The sequence below is a fragment of the Bremerella sp. P1 genome, assembly GCF_028748185.1.
In the GTDB taxonomy this organism is placed as follows: domain Bacteria; phylum Planctomycetota; class Planctomycetia; order Pirellulales; family Pirellulaceae; genus Bremerella.
Window position 1 is genome coordinate 4029429 of sequence record NZ_CP118164.1, and the last position, 18580, is coordinate 4048008.

General features: G+C 54.7%; 8 protein-coding genes. 6 read left to right on the forward strand and 2 right to left on the reverse strand.

From position 1 onward, the window contains the following. The first annotated feature begins 145 nt into the window (after positions 1-145). From PSR63_RS16935 to PSR63_RS16950, 4 genes are all read left to right on the forward strand, one after another. Positions 146-1540: a peptidylprolyl isomerase gene (locus tag PSR63_RS16935; protein WP_274326860.1), complete on the forward strand. Its 1395-nt coding sequence runs from the start codon at positions 146-148 to the stop codon at positions 1538-1540. Positions 1541-1916: 376 nt separating this feature from the next. Further along, a complete protein-coding gene (locus PSR63_RS16940; protein WP_274326861.1) occupies positions 1917-3203 on the forward strand; it encodes a citrate synthase in 1287 nt (428 codons plus the stop codon). A 258-nt stretch (positions 3204-3461) separates the two neighbouring features. After that, positions 3462-4493 carry a WD40 repeat domain-containing protein gene (locus PSR63_RS16945; RefSeq protein ID WP_274326862.1) on the forward strand — a complete coding sequence of 344 codons (1032 nt, stop codon included), beginning with the start codon at positions 3462-3464 and terminating at the stop codon, positions 4491-4493. A 51-nt stretch (positions 4494-4544) separates the two neighbouring features. Then, entirely contained in the window at positions 4545-9758 is a 5214-nt protein-coding gene (locus PSR63_RS16950; protein WP_274326863.1) for an SdrD B-like domain-containing protein, read from the forward strand. Positions 9759-9776: 18 nt separating this feature from the next. Here the strand turns inward: PSR63_RS16950 and PSR63_RS16955 are convergent, their stop codons facing one another. Together PSR63_RS16955 and PSR63_RS16960 are read right to left on the reverse strand one after the other, a co-directional pair. Then, positions 9777-13334, reverse strand: a complete 3558-nt coding sequence (locus PSR63_RS16955; RefSeq protein WP_274326864.1) for a PVC-type heme-binding CxxCH protein — start codon at positions 13332-13334, stop codon at positions 9777-9779. A gap of 147 nt (positions 13335-13481) precedes the next feature. Further along, positions 13482-14309, reverse strand: a complete 828-nt coding sequence (locus PSR63_RS16960; RefSeq protein WP_274326865.1) for a DUF4339 domain-containing protein — start codon at positions 14307-14309, stop codon at positions 13482-13484. 294 nt (positions 14310-14603) lie between these two features. Between PSR63_RS16960 and PSR63_RS16965 the strand changes: the two genes are divergently transcribed. Together PSR63_RS16965 and PSR63_RS16970 are read left to right on the forward strand one after the other, a co-directional pair. Then, the gene (locus tag PSR63_RS16965; protein WP_274326866.1) at positions 14604-15890 is read left to right on the forward strand and encodes a PQQ-binding-like beta-propeller repeat protein; all 1287 of its coding nucleotides are present in this window, start codon (positions 14604-14606) and stop codon (positions 15888-15890) included. 194 nt (positions 15891-16084) lie between these two features. Beyond that, the gene (locus tag PSR63_RS16970; protein ID WP_274326867.1) at positions 16085-18577 is read left to right on the forward strand and encodes a c-type cytochrome; all 2493 of its coding nucleotides are present in this window, start codon (positions 16085-16087) and stop codon (positions 18575-18577) included. Positions 18578-18580: the final 3 nt, after the last annotated feature.

Genomic DNA, 18580 nt, shown 5'->3' on the forward strand with positions numbered 1-18580 from the left:
CTCCGCCCGCAATTCTCTTGCGCGAGCGCGGCCGGATGCCGCAATCGAATGGGAACTCCTCATGGATGGGAAGTCAAGCAACGTGATTTCAGCTGCTTACGCGACTAGCAAAAACATTGGTCTGAGCACCTGCTTTGCAGGCCTCATGCTTAGCTCCGTCCTGCTCTCTCCGAGCGAAGCTAGAGCTCAGTTTGGCTGGCTCAATCCTTGGAAAGAGGACGCGGCAGCGACGGCTCAACAAACGCCTTCCGATCCATTCTCTCAGCGTCGCGCTGCGAGTGAACCTCAATACCGAACGGCGGCGAGGACTGCCCCTAGCGTCGGAAGCTACCCCAGCAATTCTCCTTCGTCGGGTGGTGCAACGGCAGTTGTGGGTGACATGCCGAGCTATCCACCTCAAAACAGCTACAACTATCCGCAAACGCAAGCGGCCGTGCCGACGTACTCGACAACAAACTACCCCGCGACTAATCAGCCCAACTATCAGACGGTTCCCCCGCAAAACAATTTCAATCAGCCCGCGGCTCCTCGGGTTGCCAACTTGCCTCAGCAACCGGCAGCCAGGCCCAAGGAAGATCTCTTTAAGCCAGCTCGCATTGTGGCGATCGTCAATGGCGAACCGATCCTCGCGGGTGATGTCTTGGGGCCGGTGAATCAGATGATCAACGAGCGTCTCGCATCACTTCCGCCTGAGCAGCGTGAAAGTGTTTCACCGGAAGAGATCGAGAAGTTCAAGGAGCAGGCACTCAAGCAGATGCTGCCCGGCTTGATTGACATCAAAGTCGTCTATCTTGATTTCATGCGCGCGGTCCCTAGCGATCGGATGTCCGAAATGCAGGAGATGCTCGGTAAGAACTACGAAGAGTATCAGCTCGAGACCGACATGAAGAACGCCGAGGTGAACTCGCCTGCCGAACTCGACATGAAGCTTCGCGAACTGGGTGGGTCGCTGGAAAAGAAACGACGACAGTTCGTCGAAAAGCTGGTTGCCCAGCAGCAGATCCAACGGAAGGTAAAGAAGGACGAAGAAGTCACCCATCAGCAAATGCTCGACTACTACAACGAGCACGCCAAAGACTACGAAAAACTAGCCAAGGTCAAATGGGAACAGTTGATGGTGAAGTTCTCGGAATTCCCCAATCGTCAGGCGGCTTGGGAAGCGATGGCCAGCATGGGGAATCAGGTACTACGCGGAGCCCCCTTGAACGCGGTTGCCAAACGCGAATCCCAGGGGATCAAGGCTTCCAGCGGTGGTCAGTACGATTGGACTCGCCAAGGTAGTCTGAAGAACGAAACGGTCGATCAGGCCATTTTCAGTCTGCCGGTTGGTGAACTGAGCCCTATTATTGAGTCGGCCGAAGGCTTTCACATCGTTCGTGTTCTCGAGCGACAAGACGCTGGCATGGTTCCCTTCACCAAAGCTCAAGTCGAGATTCGAGAGAAAATCCAGAATGAGCGTCGCCAAGAGCAGATGCAGGCCTACATCAAGGATGTAAAGTCGAAAGCCCAAGTCTGGACAATCTTCGACGAAGACAAATAATTGGCCCCAGCGAGGCCCTTCGGCAGGGGGTGAAACTGCCGGAAAACTCTGCGCGAGCCGGAAATCTTATTAAGATTTCCCTGCTTTTCTCTTGGCTATTAGGGCGGTTAATTCGCCTGTTCTGCCATAGAAATGTCTCTCGTTTCGTAAGAATTAAAATAAGCGGTACTTATGTCAGGCGAATGTTTCAGTACCGCCTATTTTGTTGGCCTCTACAATCGAGTAAAGTAGCGGTCAAAAGTTAATGTCCAGAGTTTGTTCCGCGCCAGCTATTTAATGCATCGTGCAGTCGATCGGTGCCGTGACCGCCGCGGAACCAAGGCTGCCCCGAAATGCGTCGGGGAAGCTCGCGTATGCCCCCAGTGAGGAAGTCTGCATGTCCGATACTGCCAAGCTATTGCTCGATGGAAATGAAATCGAACTGCCCGTTGTCGTGGGTAGTGAAGACGAGAAGGCGGTCGACATCTCGAAGCTTCGTGGCGGGACCGGCTTCATCACCCTGGACGAAGGCTATGTCAACACAGGTTCAACGACCAGCGCGATTACTTACTTAGATGGTGAAGCGGGTATCCTTCGCTATCGCGGCTACCCAATCGAAGAACTGGCCGCCAACTGCGACTTCGTCGAGGTCATGTACCTTTTGATCTACGGCGAACTGCCCACCGAAGAGCAACTGACGAACTTCCGTAATTCGATCCGCCGCCACACGATGCTGCACGAGGACATGCGGTCGTTCTACGACGGCTTCCCACGTGACGCGCACCCGATGGCCATCCTGTCCAGCGTTGTCAGCGCCCTCTCGACGTTCTATCAAGACTCGCTCGACCCTCACGATCCACAACAAGTTGAAGTTTCGATCCATCGCTTGTTGGCCAAGCTGCCGACGATTGCCGCTTACAGCTACAAAAAGTCATTCGGCCAACCGTTTATCTATCCGCAGAATGACCTTTCGTACTGTGAAAACTTCCTGCAGATGATGTTCGCCGTTCCAAGCGAGCCATTCCATGTCGACCCTGATTTCGTCGATGCATTGAACTTGTTGCTGATCGTGCACGCGGATCACGAACAAAACTGCAGCACATCGACAGTTCGCATGGTCGGTTCGGCTGATGCCAACTTGTTTGCTTCGATTTCCGCAGGGATCAGTGCCCTGTGGGGACCGCTTCACGGCGGTGCGAATGAAGCCGTGGTGAACATGCTGGAAGAGATCATTGAAAATGGCGGCGACGTCGATAAGTACGTCGAGCAGGCCAAGGATAAGAAGAGCAAAGTCCGCTTGATGGGCTTCGGGCATCGCGTCTACAAGAACTTCGATCCGCGAGCGACGATCATCAAGAAGGCTTGTGACCGTCTGTTGGATAAGCTTGACATTAAGGATCCGCTCTTCGATGTTGCTCAAAAGCTTGAGCATGCGGCCTTGAACGACGAATATTTTGTTGCACGTAAGCTCTATCCGAACGTCGACTTCTATTCCGGTGTGATCTATCGAGCCATCGGCATCCCCGTTCAAATGTTCACGGTGCTGTTTGCTATGGGCCGACTTCCCGGTTGGATCGCCCACTGGAAAGAAATGCACGGCTCGCCGACCAAACGCATCTGTCGTCCACGTCAGATCTACACGGGCGAAACCAAGCGGGAATTCGTTCCGATTGAAAAGCGATAGCATCGCTTGTGAATTGACTTCGCAGCTACCAAAAGAGGACATGTTCACATGTCCTCTTTTTTCTTGAATCGGCTTGGCTAATTCTTTGAGATGCCAGCAGAGCATGCGGCCGCGTATCCGGAAAAGTTTACCTAAATTGGTAAACTTTCGGCGATCGCTTGAGGTTGGCCTGCGCGTTGTGTCGATAAATACCGTTGTACGTCTAGGGACTACGAAGGGTCCCGAACATGAGTTCAGCGAGGGAGACGCAACAGAACGATGATTAAGCAAATTATCGGTACCGCAGCCGTGATCGCCACTTGGATCGTTCCGTCGATTGCCCTTGCCCAGATTTCGCCCGTCAAGCTGTCGCACACGATCCAGTTGAAGCCGGATGCCGAGCGACTGCACCCGCCGGTCGTTTCTCAGATCGAAATTCATCCTACCGGCAAGCTGATGGCGGTCGCTGGGGATGATCACTTCGTGCGGATCATGGAAATCGCCACTGGGCGAGTCATTGTGACGCTCAAGGAACATACTGACTGGGTCCGTGCGGCTCAGTTTTCGCCTAACGGAAAATTGCTCGCCACGGCCGGTAACGATCGTCAGGTCTTGCTTTGGGACGTTCAGGAGAACATCCAATTGCGTAGCGGAAGTGAATTTCCCAGCGTGATCACCGCCGTTGATTTCAATCATGACGGAACCCAGCTGGCAGTCGTCGGCTTCGATGATTCGGTTGTCGTTTACGATCCGTACTCCGGTAAGAAGATCCAACAGTGGAATGCCGCTGGAAACGATCTGCGAGCTGTGAGCTTCTCACCCGATGGCAAACTTGTCGCCGCCGCAGGGCGTACCGGCATTATTCGTATTTGGAACACGGCAAGTGGTTCCAAGGTGCGAGACATTCGCGCACACAACGAGCGTATCCACGGCTTGGCTTTCTCCGAAGACGGCGTGCAGATCGTCAGCGGAAGTGAAGATCGCAAGTTGAACGTTCACAGCGTAGAGACTGGGCAAGAGATCGCTTCATTGCCAACCGGCGATGCGAAGGTCTTTTCGGTTTCACTCGTTCAGCCAGGAATTATCGCCACTGGCGGAAGCGACAACGAAGTTCGCCTGTGGAGCTTGGATACTTACGAAGAGATTGATCGTCTGGCAGGCCATGATGGCACTGTCGCGACGCTTGCTGCTCAAGGGAAAACGATGGTTTCCAGCGGTTTCGATACCACGATCCGTGTTTGGGACCTGGGCAACTCGCGTCAAAATTCCCCCCCCGTGTTAACGGTTCCGGTCAGCCGTTTCTCGAATTAATTAGGTCACCATTTTCGCAGGGATGCGAAAGCAAGGCACAGGAGTCGCCTGATGGGTTTCCACTATCGAGACGCATTGCGTCGTTTTCGTAGCTTTTTTGGTGGCGGCAAGAATGCTGCTCTCAATCGCCCGGTACGTTCGCGAGGTATCGAGGCACTCGAAGCACGCCGCGTAATGTCGGCCGATCCGATTCGGCTTGGTGCGATTTATCATGAAGAGGACGGCGCCGGTGGTGACGACCATGGCGATACGTTCATCGTCACCTTCGATGGTGGTGCTGAGGGAACGCAACTGACCCAACTGGTCTTCGATGGTGATCAGATCGAGAACTTCGGAAATATACCTGGGCTAAGCACCGGCGACATGATCTTCGATATCACGCCTGGTGGCCTCGGAGCTGATAACGCATTTCCTTTCCAAATCGTCTCGGCCAATGGCATTGATTCGATTACCGCGACCGTCACCGATGGTGGTAGTCGCTTGATCCTCGACTTTGTCGGATTCGATGCTGGCGAAGAATTAAAGTTCTCAATCGACGTCGATGAAATCATCATCTACGACCCCAGCAACCCTGGGGAAACGCTGATCGACCCGATTGCTTCGGGTGCGGAATTCCACGGAACGCTGCTCACCGGTGAATTCTCGGCGGCTCACTACGAGGACGCCACGATCAATACCAAGTTCTATGACATGTACGATGCCAAGTTGGCCGAATCCGGCTTGGATCTGCCAGCTGACAACTCGACCGGACATCGTGACCGAACTGACGGTGCGTTCGGCAGCATCGTCCAGCAGCCGCTTCCAATTAGCATCAGTGGTACGGTTTACCACGACCCGAACCTCAGCCTCACCCAAGATGCCGGAGAAGTTGGTATCGCGGGTGTTTCGCTGACCCTGTGGAAGAAGGAAGGCGGCGTCTTTGTTAACACGGGCCATACCGTATTGACCGATGCCGACGGTAACTACCTCTTTGGTGAAGATCTGGGGCTGCAGCCAGGTACCTACCAAGTACGTGAAACCCAGCCGACCGGTTACTTCAGCGTTGGTGCGGTACCAGGGACCGTCGAAGGAACCCCAACCGGTTCCACGGTTTCGGGCGATCCGGACGTGCTGACCGAGATTAGTATTCCACTAGGCGGTACGGCGGCGATCGACTACGACTTCGCCGAAGCGACTCCTGCCATGATCGATGGCTACGTGTACCACGATCGCGACAACGACGGAATCAAAGAAGCAGGCGAAGAAGGAATTGCTGGCGTTCAGATCCGGGTGCAAGGAGTCGACGTCCTGGGCAATCCTCAGTCGTTCCTGGTGACCACGGATGCCAACGGCTACTACAAAGTCACCAATATGCCGCCAGGCGTCTACGAAGTGCTGGAAGTCGTTCAGCCGCCGACGTATCAGGATGGTAAAGACACTGCCGGTACCGTGAATGGCGTGATCAAAGGTGTCGCACAGAATCCAGGCGATCGAATCAGCACCATCACGCTCAAGGGTGGTGACTCCGGTATCAACTACAACTTCGGCGAAATTCGTCCCGCTGAGATCCGCGGTCATGTTCACCTTACTGACCCTGATGGCAATTGCTACGGCGAAGACATCGTCACGACGCCGATCGAAGGTGCAGTCATCAATCTGTACGACAGCCTAGGTAATCTCGTTGCGACGACGACCACCGATGCCAATGGTGACTACTATTTCGGTGACTTGCTGCCGGGCGTGTACACAATCGAAGAGATCACTCCTCCAGGGCTCATCGATGGTGGCGACCATGTCGGCACGATCGACGGCATCCAGGTCGGTAACCTTGACGGCAACGACCGTATTGCGAATATCGAGTTGCTCTCCGGTGATTCCGGTGTCGATTATGACTTCTGCGAACACCTACCGGCCAGCATCTCCGGATACGTCTACCACGACCGTAACAACAACGGCATTCGCGAAGCTGGCGAAGAGGGCATCGAAGGCGTACTCGTTCAGCTGTATGACGAAAGCAACATCCCGGTTGGGCTCGCCATCACGGATGTCAACGGCTACTACGAATTCGTCGGCCTGAGCAAGGGACAGTACCATCTCGGCGAAATTCAACCGTTTGAATACATCGACGGTCTCGACACGGCCGGTACGATCTTTGGCACCACGGTTGGTACGGCCGTAAACCCAGGCGACGAGATCAACACGATCGACGTGAAATGGGGAGACCAAGGTATTGAGTATAACTTTGGTGAAATCAAACATGGTTCGCTTAGTGGCTACGTCTATCACGACCGGAACGTGAACGGCACCAAGAATGCCGGTGAAGAAGGAATCGCCAACGTCACCATCACGTTGATCAACACCGATACCAACGAAACGTTCTTTACGACGACCGATGAGAACGGCTACTACGAGTTCCTGGACTTGGTGCCAGGCAACTACCGCGTTATCGAAACGCATCCGATTGCCTACCAGGACGGAATCGACGAGGCCGGTACGATTAATGGTGTCGTTCGTGGCGTCGCCGTGAATCCTGGCGACGAAATCAACGGCATTGCGATCGGCAGCGACGAGCACGGTATCAACTACAATTTTGGCGAATTCCTGTACGCTTCGATTTCTGGAAGTGTTCACCTCACTGACGAGGATGGTAACTGTGAACACGAATCATCGACCGCTCGCCCCGTCGTGGGTGCGACGATTCATCTCTACGATGCCTCAGGCAACTTGCTGAAATCGACGGTTACCGACGCCAACGGCGATTACTTCTTTGGCGAACTGCTGCCAGGTACCTACACCGTTGTCGAAGTGACTCCGCCAGGCCTGATCGACGGCGGAGACAGTATCGGTACCATTAATGGCATCGTGGTTGGTGAGTTTGGTGGCAACGACCGAATCGAATCGATCACGCTGATGGCTGGTCAGCACGGCGAAGACTACGACTTCTGCGAAAGCGAGCCTGCCGATCTTTCAGGCTACGTTTATCACGATCGAAACAACAACGGGATTCGTGAAGCCGGAGAAGAAGGGATCGGAGGAACGACGGTTCAGTTGTTCAACGAGAGCGGCAACCTGGTCGATACGCTCGTTACCGATGAAAACGGCTTCTATCACTTTACCGGTTTAACCAAGGGCGTTTATCGCATTGTCGAAACACAGCCAACCGGTTACCTCGATGGCCTCGATGCCGCCGGTACGATCAATGGATCGACCGTTGGTTCGGCCACGAACCCTGGGGACGTGATCCACACGATCGACTTGAAGTTCGGTCAGTCAGGTATCGAATACGACTTCGGTGAAGTGCTGCCGACCTCGATCGGTGGTTTCGTTCACGTCGACCCGGATCAGGACTGTATCTTCGACGAGGACGAGCAGCCTATCGTCGGCGTGAAGATCACGCTGCTTGATGAAAGTGGCAACGAGATCGCAACCACGTTCACCGATGCCAACGGTCACTATCAGTTCGATGGCTTGCCGCCAGGTAATTACACCGTTGTTGAATCGCAGCCGGCTGGATACTTCCAAGGTGGACAAATCGACCACAACGGCTTGGCCGATGCTTCGGTGACCGACGTCATCTCGAACATCGTTACGCATTCCGGCCAGCATCTCGACGAACACAACTTCTGCGAGCTTCCGCCTGCGGCACTCTCGGGGTACGTGTTCCAGGATGGTGCCGTGATCTCGAATGCCACCGGCGAAGTGCCCAGCGATATCGCTTCCTTGCGAGATGGGCAACGAACAGCAGACGATACTCCACTTTCTGGCGTTGTACTTGAGCTACGCGATGGCTTCTCGGGTATGCCGATTTACGGTAATAGCGATACCGTCCTGCAAGGGATCTACGGGGATGGGCCGGTCCGCGTGGTGACCGACGCGAATGGTTTCTATCGATTTGAAGGACTTAAGACCGGCTTCTACGCCGTCTATCAGATTCATCCCGATGGCTACATCGACAGTATCGACACGGTTGGTACCACTGGTGGTTTGGCGGTGAACCCAGGCACCATCGGTCCTGAAGTTTCTGCCTTGTCGATCGATCCAGGTCATGACGCGATCATTCGGATCTTCGTGGTCGGCGGAACCGAATCGCTGGAAAACAACTTCAGCGAAATCCGTGTGGTGCCATTCATTCCGCCACCGGAGATTCCGCCATCCGATCCGCCTCTGACGCCTCCGGTTGTTGCGGTTCCACCGCCGACCCCAGAGCTGATTCCTCCGGCGGAACTGTTGGCCTTGCCGCAAATTATTCAGCCTTACGGTGGTTCGGCCGTTGGGTTTACCTGGCATCTGAGCGTGGTCAATGCCGGTGATCCTCGTGGTAAAGAACCCGTCGCGGTTTCGGAATCGTTCTGGCTCACGTCGGCTAACGGGGATCTGAATCCTTGGAACACTGAAAACCTCAGTCAGGCAAGTTGGACCTTGCTCGCCGATGGCGAGGATAGTGAAGAGTCTGAAACGCTTCATCGTTTGTTCGGCTCGAAGGACGCGATTCCGGTTGCTGGTGACTTCAACGGTGACGGTGTCAGCGAACTGGGTGTCTTTATCGATGGTCACTGGTTCATCGATCTCAACGGCAACGGTCGGTGGGACGACGAAGATATGTACGCCAAGCTCGGTCATGATGGCGATCAGCCAGTTGTGGGTGACTGGGACGGCGACGGTAAAGACGACATCGGTATCTACGGCAAGGCCTGGCCGAACGATCCTCGCGCCGTGAAGGAAGAACCCGGTCTGCCGGACGCAGCGAATAGCTTCGTCTCAGTCGAGAAGCCTAAGAACATTCCTCCGAAAGAAGAGAATGCTCCACACGGTACTCGCGTGATGAAGGTCGCCCAGCATGGCAAGTTCCGCCAGGACCTGATCGACCATACGTTCCACTTTGGTGTAGGTGGAGATCATGCGTTGGTTGGTGACTGGAACGGTGATGGCATCAGCACGATTGCTGTCTTCCGTAATGGTACATGGCACGTCGACTCCAACGGCGATGGTCGCTGGAATCCTGAAGTCGATGCGGCGTTTGCCTACGGGGAAGATGGTGACCTTCCGGTCGTCGGCGACTGGAATGGTGACGGCATTGATGAAATCGGTATCTATCGTGGTGGGCAGTGGATCCTCGACGACAACGGCAACCATGTCATGGAGCCGACCGACAAGGTCTTCCAGCTTGGCGATTGGGACGATGTGCCCACGGTTGGTGACTGGGATGGCAACGGCACCGACGATCCTGGCGTGTTTCACGCGAACAAGGAAGGCTCGGTAACGGTCGCCAGCCGTAAGGCCGGTTGATATCAGTAGAAATGGTGACTACTGCCGGACAACGCTCGTTTCCGGCAGCAGATTACCTGCAAACCATGAGAACCCCTGTTCGCCGCGGAAGTGTATGCTGCGAATAGGGGTTTTTTCGTCGGGGCTGAACACCTTCACGCGTAGCGCCTCGACCGGAACGCTAACCGCACCAGGCCAGCCCCACACAAAGCGGCCTTTGTTGTACCAGCCGCCTTGGCCCCGTTCGAGCGTTTGCCAGGTTCCGTCAACCTTGGCTTCTACCGCCCAGGCCGTGTCTGGCTGAGGTTGGTTCGGATACGTACCTGAAAGTGTCAGGAAGTTGATGCTGACTGGTTTGTCCCAGGTCGCGGTCCAGGTAACCGCTTGTTCTTCGCTGAGGACGCCAAGCTCGCCGCCACTACCCACTCCGATCTCGTGCCACTGTGAGTCTCGTACGAACTTGTCGGTCTTGGGGTTGAAGATAGGATCGCGAGCTTCACCACGCTTGCCTGCTTCAAACTCGGGGACATTGGTCGAGATCTTCGCGTCTACCAGCAGATTGTGGGCGTTAGAAGGAAGCACAATCTCACCCGGATCAACGGTGCCTGCCCCAGAGATCAATTCAGCGTTTGGATCTTCCGGAGGCTTGGTAAGGGTCAGGTAGGCAAACAGATCAAGGATTTCTTTCGGGGAGAGCTGCTTTTCGATTCCTTCGGGCATCAGGGATGTGTCCGACGTCTTCATGTCATCGACGTCGTCCCGGGCGATCGTTTCCAGTTTGCCTCCCTGCATTTTCAGGACGACACGCGAAGGGCTATCTTCGACTAGCAGCCCCGAAAGCACGCGACCTTCGGTCGTTAGGACCGTGACCGCTTGATAGTCTTTGCCGATCACCAAGCTAGGGTCGAAGACATTCGAGAGTAACTGCTCGAGATTCCCTCGTCCATTGACGGTGATTTCCGGGCCAACTTCCTGTCCTTTGCCGTGCAGTTTGTGGCACTGTCCGCAAAGCTTGTTATAGACTTCGATCCCGCGATGAGGGTCGCCGTCGCGGGAGGTCACCAAACGCCGCATCTGGGCGACGATGAAGGTGCGAGAGGGATCACGTCCTGTTTTGATCGTACCGTAGATCGAAGCAATCTGCTGGTTGACTTCAGGGTGCGATGTGCTCACCAATCGTTGAAGTTGATTGACCGACATTGTGTCTTTCGGAATGCTGCCGTTTTCGATCTGCGAGAGAAGCAACAGTGTCCACGCTGGCCGCTGCAACAGGACTTCGACCGCTTTCGGGCGATTCTCAGAAGACAGCGCATCAAGTCGTTCTAGTAGAAGTTTAGCGATGACATCCGAGTCGGACTTACCGAGCGTTTGAATAATCCGGCCAACTTCGTCTTGGTCTTTGCTGGGAGCCTCAAAGTACTTCGTGACCAGGGCAATTGCCTGAGGATGACCAGCGGACAACATCGCATCAAGTGCGGCGACACGTCGGCCGGCTGGCTCATTGGTCGACATGAAGACCTGCGGGACGATGTTTATGGCGTTAGGGTCACTCCAGGCGAGTGCCAAGTTTGCCGCATCATAATAGCCTGGGTGCTTGCTGCCGGACGCAATGACTTCAGAAAGAGATTCGGCAAGTTCCGACTTGAGCTGGGCTAAACGCTCGCCAGTCAGCTCACGTGACTGAGTTTGGGCAGCAATTCTTCCTAGGCATGCGGCTAGTTGTTTTTCCTGGCCGTCTTGGGAAGCAAGCAGTTTCACCAATGTTGCGACATGCTCGACCGAAAGCCCTTGTGTCCCCAAGATGCGTCCGGCTGCACGTGGTAAGAGGGACAAAGCGGCCTCACTTTGAGCGAAGGGGGCCTTTTGCATCAGCGAAAGGTACTTAGGCGTCTCTTGCTCCAGCCGTGGATGCAGATTCTGCCAGACAATATGTGGAATCAGCTTGTCTCCCTGCGAATGATGCAAGACTTCCAACAGCGTGGGGACCGTGGGCAGATAATCAACTTGTGGGGCAAGGGTGGCAACTTGCAGGCGAACATCGGGGCTTTCGTCGTGTGCCAATTCACGAATTCGCTGGGCGATCTCGGCATTATCGGATGCGACGGTGCCTTGGTACCGCACGGCCCAACTTCGCAGCTGAGGATTGGAGTGCGCGAGAAGTTTAAGCGAGAAGTTATCGGAAAGCTGGCGAGCACCGATCAGCGACCACAACGCGTGGAGACGCGTCTTCTGGGTCACAGTTTCGTCCAGCACGATCGACTCGAGCTTGGGAATTGCCTTTTGGCTTGCTCGTTCGGATAGAACGCGTTGAGCCAGCTCACGATAAAAACGATTGGGGGAAGCAAGTCGTGCGATGAGCTCGTCGTCGGTCTCTTGCTTCAGGTCAAACGGTTTGGCTCGTGGCGTGTTTTCGTAGCGAACGCGATAGAGACGTCCTTTCAGCCGGTCGACATCAGCAGGACGTGCCCGGGCATCTTGATAACAGTGGTACCGGTCGTACCAGTCGAGCACGTAAAGGCAGCCATCGGGGCCGGTCTTCTGATCCACCGGCATATGCCAGACATCGTTGGCTGTCATGAAGTCGGGACGCGGTTTGGCAAAGTACGTGGAACCATCACGCTCGAGAACATCGACATTCAGGCATCCACCATGAATGTTCCCCATGTACAAACAGTCGCGGTACTCTTCGGGATAGGCGTCGCTATCGAAGTATTCGATGCCGCAGTAGGCAGCCATTTGGTGTTTGTGATTGACGATCGATTCGATCTTCCAGGTATGCGGTGGGTAGGGACCGCCTTGCCGGTGGTAGTAGCCGCTTTCGGTGAGATGCCATAGGTGGTCAATCACGCAGGCACTGACAAACGCCTGGCCGTTGGGATCGAAGGCGATCCCCCAGGGATTGCTGGTTCCTTCGCAAAATAGTTCGAACTCTCGGGTACGTGGATCGATCCGAAACATGGCGCACGTGAATACGAAATCTTGTCCGCGATGCTTTACGTGGCAGTAGTTAAAGACGCCATTGAGGCCATAGAGATATCCATCAGGCCCCCAGGTCAAAGAATTCGGTAGCTCGTGGGTGTCGGTCCGACCGAAGCCAGAAACGACCACTTCGGTCTTGTCCGCTTTCAAGTCACCGTCGGTATCTTGCATGAAGAGAATGTCAGGGGCGTTGGCGACCCACACGCCCCCATGCCCAACAGCAATGCCTGAGGGGATATTCAGTCCTTCAGCGAAGATTGTTACTTTATCGATTTTCCCGTCTTGGTCGGAGTCTTCCAGAACCTTGATACGATCGCGGCCTGGACCTGGCTCGGAGCGTGGGTACTCGAAACTCTCCGTGACCCAGATCCGTCCCTTCTCGTCGAATGTCATCGCGACCGGATTCACAATGTCTGGTTCTGACGCAACGACTTCCACCGAAAACCCGCTTGGGACAGTCATCTTGGCGATAGCTTCCTCGGGCGAAAGTGGCGGGCCTGGGATTCCTTGCTGACGACGAGGAACGAAGTTGTCGTCATTTTCGGCAGCTTGAACCGTGGAGAATGTAGTCAGAATGAGTCCCACGGACAGGATAATTCGAACGAAAGTGCGACGCATTGAGGAGCTTTCGGAGGAGGCGAGTGGGGCATGGCGGACGGGAAAGGATCTCCAACCAATGTAAAATCTCGTGGCCTCGATTCCAATCAAAACGCCTGTCGTCTGTGAAATTGGCCAGGCGTCTTGTGAAATTGCTTAGATTGGGAGCTAAGCCAAGTAAGCGGCCGCGATAAGGACCGCCAGCACGATCCAAATCCCCAGTTGTTGGTCGGAAGGCCCATAAAAGAGAGCGATCCCGAGCCCCAGAAGCGTGAGTGTTGTTCCCAAGAGGCCCGCGATCCGCCGGAACATTTGCACCGAGAGCTTCTCAGATGCGGCACGTGCTTCTTCTGCTCGAAGGGGGCCCCAGGTTTCCGACTCCATTCGCTTTTGCTCGTTGGCCATCATGACTTTGGCAGTACGTAATGCCTCGATGGCTTCCTGCTGTTGTTTCTTATCTTCGGTAGTAACGAACTCTTTGGCCTGAAGTTCATCGACTGTCTGCTGCAAAGGACCAATCTCAGACGCTTCGCGCTGCTCGAATTCCTGTTCAGAGATGCTTCGTTCCGCGGAAAGGCCATCGATACGAGCTTGATCGATCTGGTCACAACCTCGGGTAAATACGATGCAGAGCAACCCCAGCAGAATACCGGACTTGGCGATCTGCATGAGTAAGGTGGTGTCGATATCGGAAGGGGCATCCTCCATCGGTGGGGGCTTCATCGGGGTAGGGCTGAGTTGTGCGGAACTCGACGAACTGCCTGAAAAGCTGGAATCACTCGAACGGCCTGGGCGAGAGCGAAATAGCCCATCGATTGTTTTCGCGGGGACCCAATCGGTATACCCCGTACACCAGACAAGAGTATCTGCTTTGATCACCCCTTCTTCAGCCAGTTGCCAAAATTTGGTCGCCGAGACCGGGCCGACGTGGGCATCGTCAACGGCGTAATACCACCGCAATTCTGATTGGGTCGAGCTAGACGAGGACGAAGGCATTCGGGCCAATCCATTCCCACGAGAAGAGGTACGACAGGGTGTTCGGGAACTACAGGCTTAACCCTCCGGCGAAAATTGTCCAAAGGATATGCGGCACGTTTGTGGCAGCAAACCTGCTGAATCTATGAGGTAGTGAATTTACTCATCAGTTGCAAGGGAATTTTACCCCGTTTAAACTTTCCTCAATCGAGGTTCACCTGCAAATTGGATACCTCTATTCTATCTCACGGCGATCGCGCCTTCCATAATCGCCTGCCCGACTAGACTCCCTCCCTTTAATTTCAAGGAATTGGCATGAAAAGCCGGTACACAACGATCGCTCTGCTGCTGCTTACCTGCACCATCCCTGCGCTGGCGGCCGAGAATGATCAAGATTGGCCGCAATGGCGTGGCCCCGAGCGTAACGGCAAGTCGCCGGCGACCGGATTGATTTCCAATTGGGAAGAGCAACAACCCAAGCTTCTTTGGATGGGGGAAGGTCTTGGCGAAGGTTATGCCAGTGTTTCCATTGTTGGAAACGACCTGTACACCACCGGTAATTTCTCGGACGGACAAGCCGTCGTCTGCTTTGACCTCGGCTCGAAGACAGTTGCCTGGAAGCAAAACCTGACCTCCAAAGTCCCTAAGCACGGTTACACTGGTTCGCGCTGCACGCCGACCGTCGATGGCGAAGACCTTTATGTCGTCATGTCGGAAGGGACCGTTGCCCGACTGAATCGCAAGTCGGGAGACATCGTCTGGAAGCGAAACTTGCAAGAAGAATATGGGGCAAAGCTGCCTAGTTGGGGCTTTGCCGAATCGCCGCTGATTGATGGCGACAAATTGATTTGCGGTGCTGGCTCGTCCAAGGCCCTGCTCGTTTGTCTGAATAAGAAGACGGGTGATGAAATCTGGGTGACCCCGCGTGGTGAAGCAGACCTGGGTGATAAAGGCAAAGACGAAGCAGGCTACTCGTCGACGCTAGTTTGCAATGCAGCCGGCAAGAAGCAATACGTAAAGCTGATCGGCCGCGGCTTGATTGGTGTCGACGCCGAAACGGGTGATCTGCTCTGGTCGTACAATCAGGTTGCCAATGGTACGGCGAACATTCCCGATCCTGTGATCGACGGCGACTATATCTTTGCTTCGACGGGATACCAAACCGGCGCGGGACTGGTTCACTTGAAGAACGTTGGTGGCAAGATCGAAGCCGAAGAAGTCTACTTCTTGGATGCCAAGACCTTTCAAAACCATCACGGCGGGATGATCAAAATCGGTGACTACATCTACGCCGGTACCAAGCACAACAGCGGATTTCCGATTTGTGTTGAAATGAAGACTGGCAAAGTTCAGTGGGGGGGCGACTTCCGACCTGAAGGAAAAGGCTCAGCCGCGATCCTTTACGCCGACGGTAACCTGATTTACCGATATCAGTCCGGCATTCTGGCGTTGGTGGAAGCGAATCCAAACGAGTACGTACTAAAGGGAACGCTGAAACCTGAATTTCAAGAGAAAGAAAGCTGGTCGCACCCGGTCATCGTGGATGGCAAGCTTTACCTCCGCGAACAAGACAAGTTGATGTGTTACGACCTGCGTCCGTAATTCGTCCGTTCTTGCAATTTGAAAGGGCCACCGAAGTAACTCGGTGGCCATTTTTTTGTCCCAAAACGACAAACTGCGGTTTCTAAGGGAGTTGAAAGCCCGCAACAGCTGTGATTAGATTGAAAAGTCCCCCGAAAGAGAGTTTAAATTCTCTTGCGCTATTTTTTATGTTTCTGCCTGGTGAGTTGATCTCAATGACAAAAAAGCAAGTTTGGACCTTCCTCAGCACATTCGCGCTGCTGCTCAGTTTGGGTACGGTAGCGCTGGCCAAGGAGCCGACAGCCACCGATCCTAAGCACTTCAAGGTCGCTGATGGATTCAACGTGGAACTACTTTACTCTGTTCCCAAAGATCAGCAGGGATCTTGGGTTAGCATGTGTATTGGCCCTGATGGCAATCTGATTGTCTGCGATCAGTACGGCAAGCTCTACCATGTGGCCGTGCCCAACGCTGGTACGAAGGGTGAAGTCACGGTAACCCCGATCGATGTGAAGATCGGTGGTGCCCAAGGTTTGATTTGGGCTTTCGACAGTCTGTACGTCGTCGTCAATAGTGGCCAGTTCCCGAGCGGACTTCACCGCGTGACCGATAGCGATGGAGATGGCAAGCTCGACAAAGTGACCGAGCTTCGCAAGCTTAATGGTGGCGGCGAGCATGGTCCTCACGCGATCATGGTGCACCCTGACGGCAAGCACTTGGTGGTCGTTTGTGGTAACCAAACCAATGAGACCGAATTTGCGTCCTCGCGTGTGCCACAGGTCTGGGACGAAGATCTGATCCTGCCACGAATTTACGGTCGTGGATTCATGCGAGATAAGATGGCTCCTGGTGGATACATCGCCAAGATCGACCCCGAAGGAAAAGAGTGGGAGTTGATGGCCGTTGGTTTCCGTAATGAATACGACGCCGCGTTCAATCGCGATGGTGAACTGTTCACCTATGACGCCGACATGGAATGGGACTTGAATACGCCTTGGTATCGACCGACCCGTATTTGTCACGTGGTCAGCGGTGCCGAATTCGGTTGGCGAAACGGATCAGGAAAATGGCCTGAATACTACCCGGACAGCACTCCAGCCACGATTGATATCGGCCCAGGTTCTCCCACCGGCGTCGCGTTTGGCTACGGTGCCGACTTCCCCAAGAAGTACGAAGACGCCCTGTACGCTTGCGATTGGAGCTACGGCAAGCTTTACGCTGTGCATCTGGAAGAAGATGGTGCGTCCTACAAGGCAACCGCCGAAGAGTTCATTACCGGCCAGCCTCTACCGTTGACAGATATCGTCGTTCGCCCTGCGGACAAAGCGATGTACTTCACCGTCGGTGGTCGTAAGGTTCAGTCCGGTCTGTACCGGGTTACCTACGTTGGCGACGAGCAGCCCGGTCATGAGGCCCCTTCGTCTGGCGCAAGCGAAAAGATGAAGCTGCGTCGCGAGCTGGAAAAGCTGCATGTTTCCAAGGATCCTGTCGGTTTGGATCTCGCCGTGGCAAATCTAGGTAACGACGACCGTTTCATCCGACAGGCAGCCCGCATCGCCCTGGAACATCAGGATCCGACCTCCTGGCAGGAAAAGGCTCTCGCTTTGAGCGACACCAATGGCGTGATCACCACGGCCATCGCGTTGGCTCGTACCGGCGACGATTCGCTACGTGGACAGATTCTCGATAAGCTTGACGCGATCGATTACGCTTCGGTAACCAAATCGCAGAAGCTGGATCTCTTGCGGGCCTATGGCCTGGTCCTACTGCGGATGGGAGACGATGCTGCCCTTCGTGACCGTTACCTGAAGAAGCTCGACCCGCTGCTGCCGGCCAAGTCTCCTGAAGAGAACCGCATGCTGGCCGAAATTCTGGTTCGTCTGCAATCGCCGACCGCGGCACCTAAACTGGTGGCCCTGTTGGAAGCAACGCCGACTCAGGAGCAGCAGATCGAACTGGCCAAGAGCCTTCGCTTGTTGAAGGCAGGCTGGACCGATCAGTTGCAAGAACGCTACTTCAGCTGGTTCCATAAAGCGGCGACTTACCGTGGTGGGGCAAGCTTCGATCTGTTTGTGCAGGACATCAAGAAGGAAGCCGTGGAGAACCTTACACCAGAACGTAAGAAGGCCTTGGCTGCGATTCTGAACAAGAAGCCGGAATCGACGACGCCTGTGTTCAGCGGCAAGCCTCGCACGCTTGTCAAGAAATGGGGGGTCGAAGATCTGGCCGCCGTGGTCGAGCCTTCGGCATTGAAGGGGCGCAACTTCGACAAGGGGCGTCAGCTCTTCGGCGAAGCGAGCTGCTTTGCCTGCCATCGATTTGACGGACAGGGCGGGGCGATCGGTCCCGACTTGACCGGTCTGTCAGGCCGCTTCAGCCCGCGTGACATCCTCGAGTCGACGATCCTGCCAAGCAAGCAGGTGAGCGATCAATACCAGGCCGTCAAAATCCTCACCGATGACGGTAAAGTCGTGGTTGGTCGAATTGTGAACCTGGCCGGAGACACGTATCGAGTGAACACGAACATGCTCGATCCAAACGCCCTGACCATGGTTAACACCAACACGATCGAAGAAATCGTTCCTTCGGATAAGTCGATGATGCCAGAAGGGCTGTTAGACAACTTCACCGAAGAAGAAATCAAGGACCTGATGGCCTATCTTCTTTCGCGAGGTGATCGCAACAACGCGATGTTCGTCGAGAACTAGAAG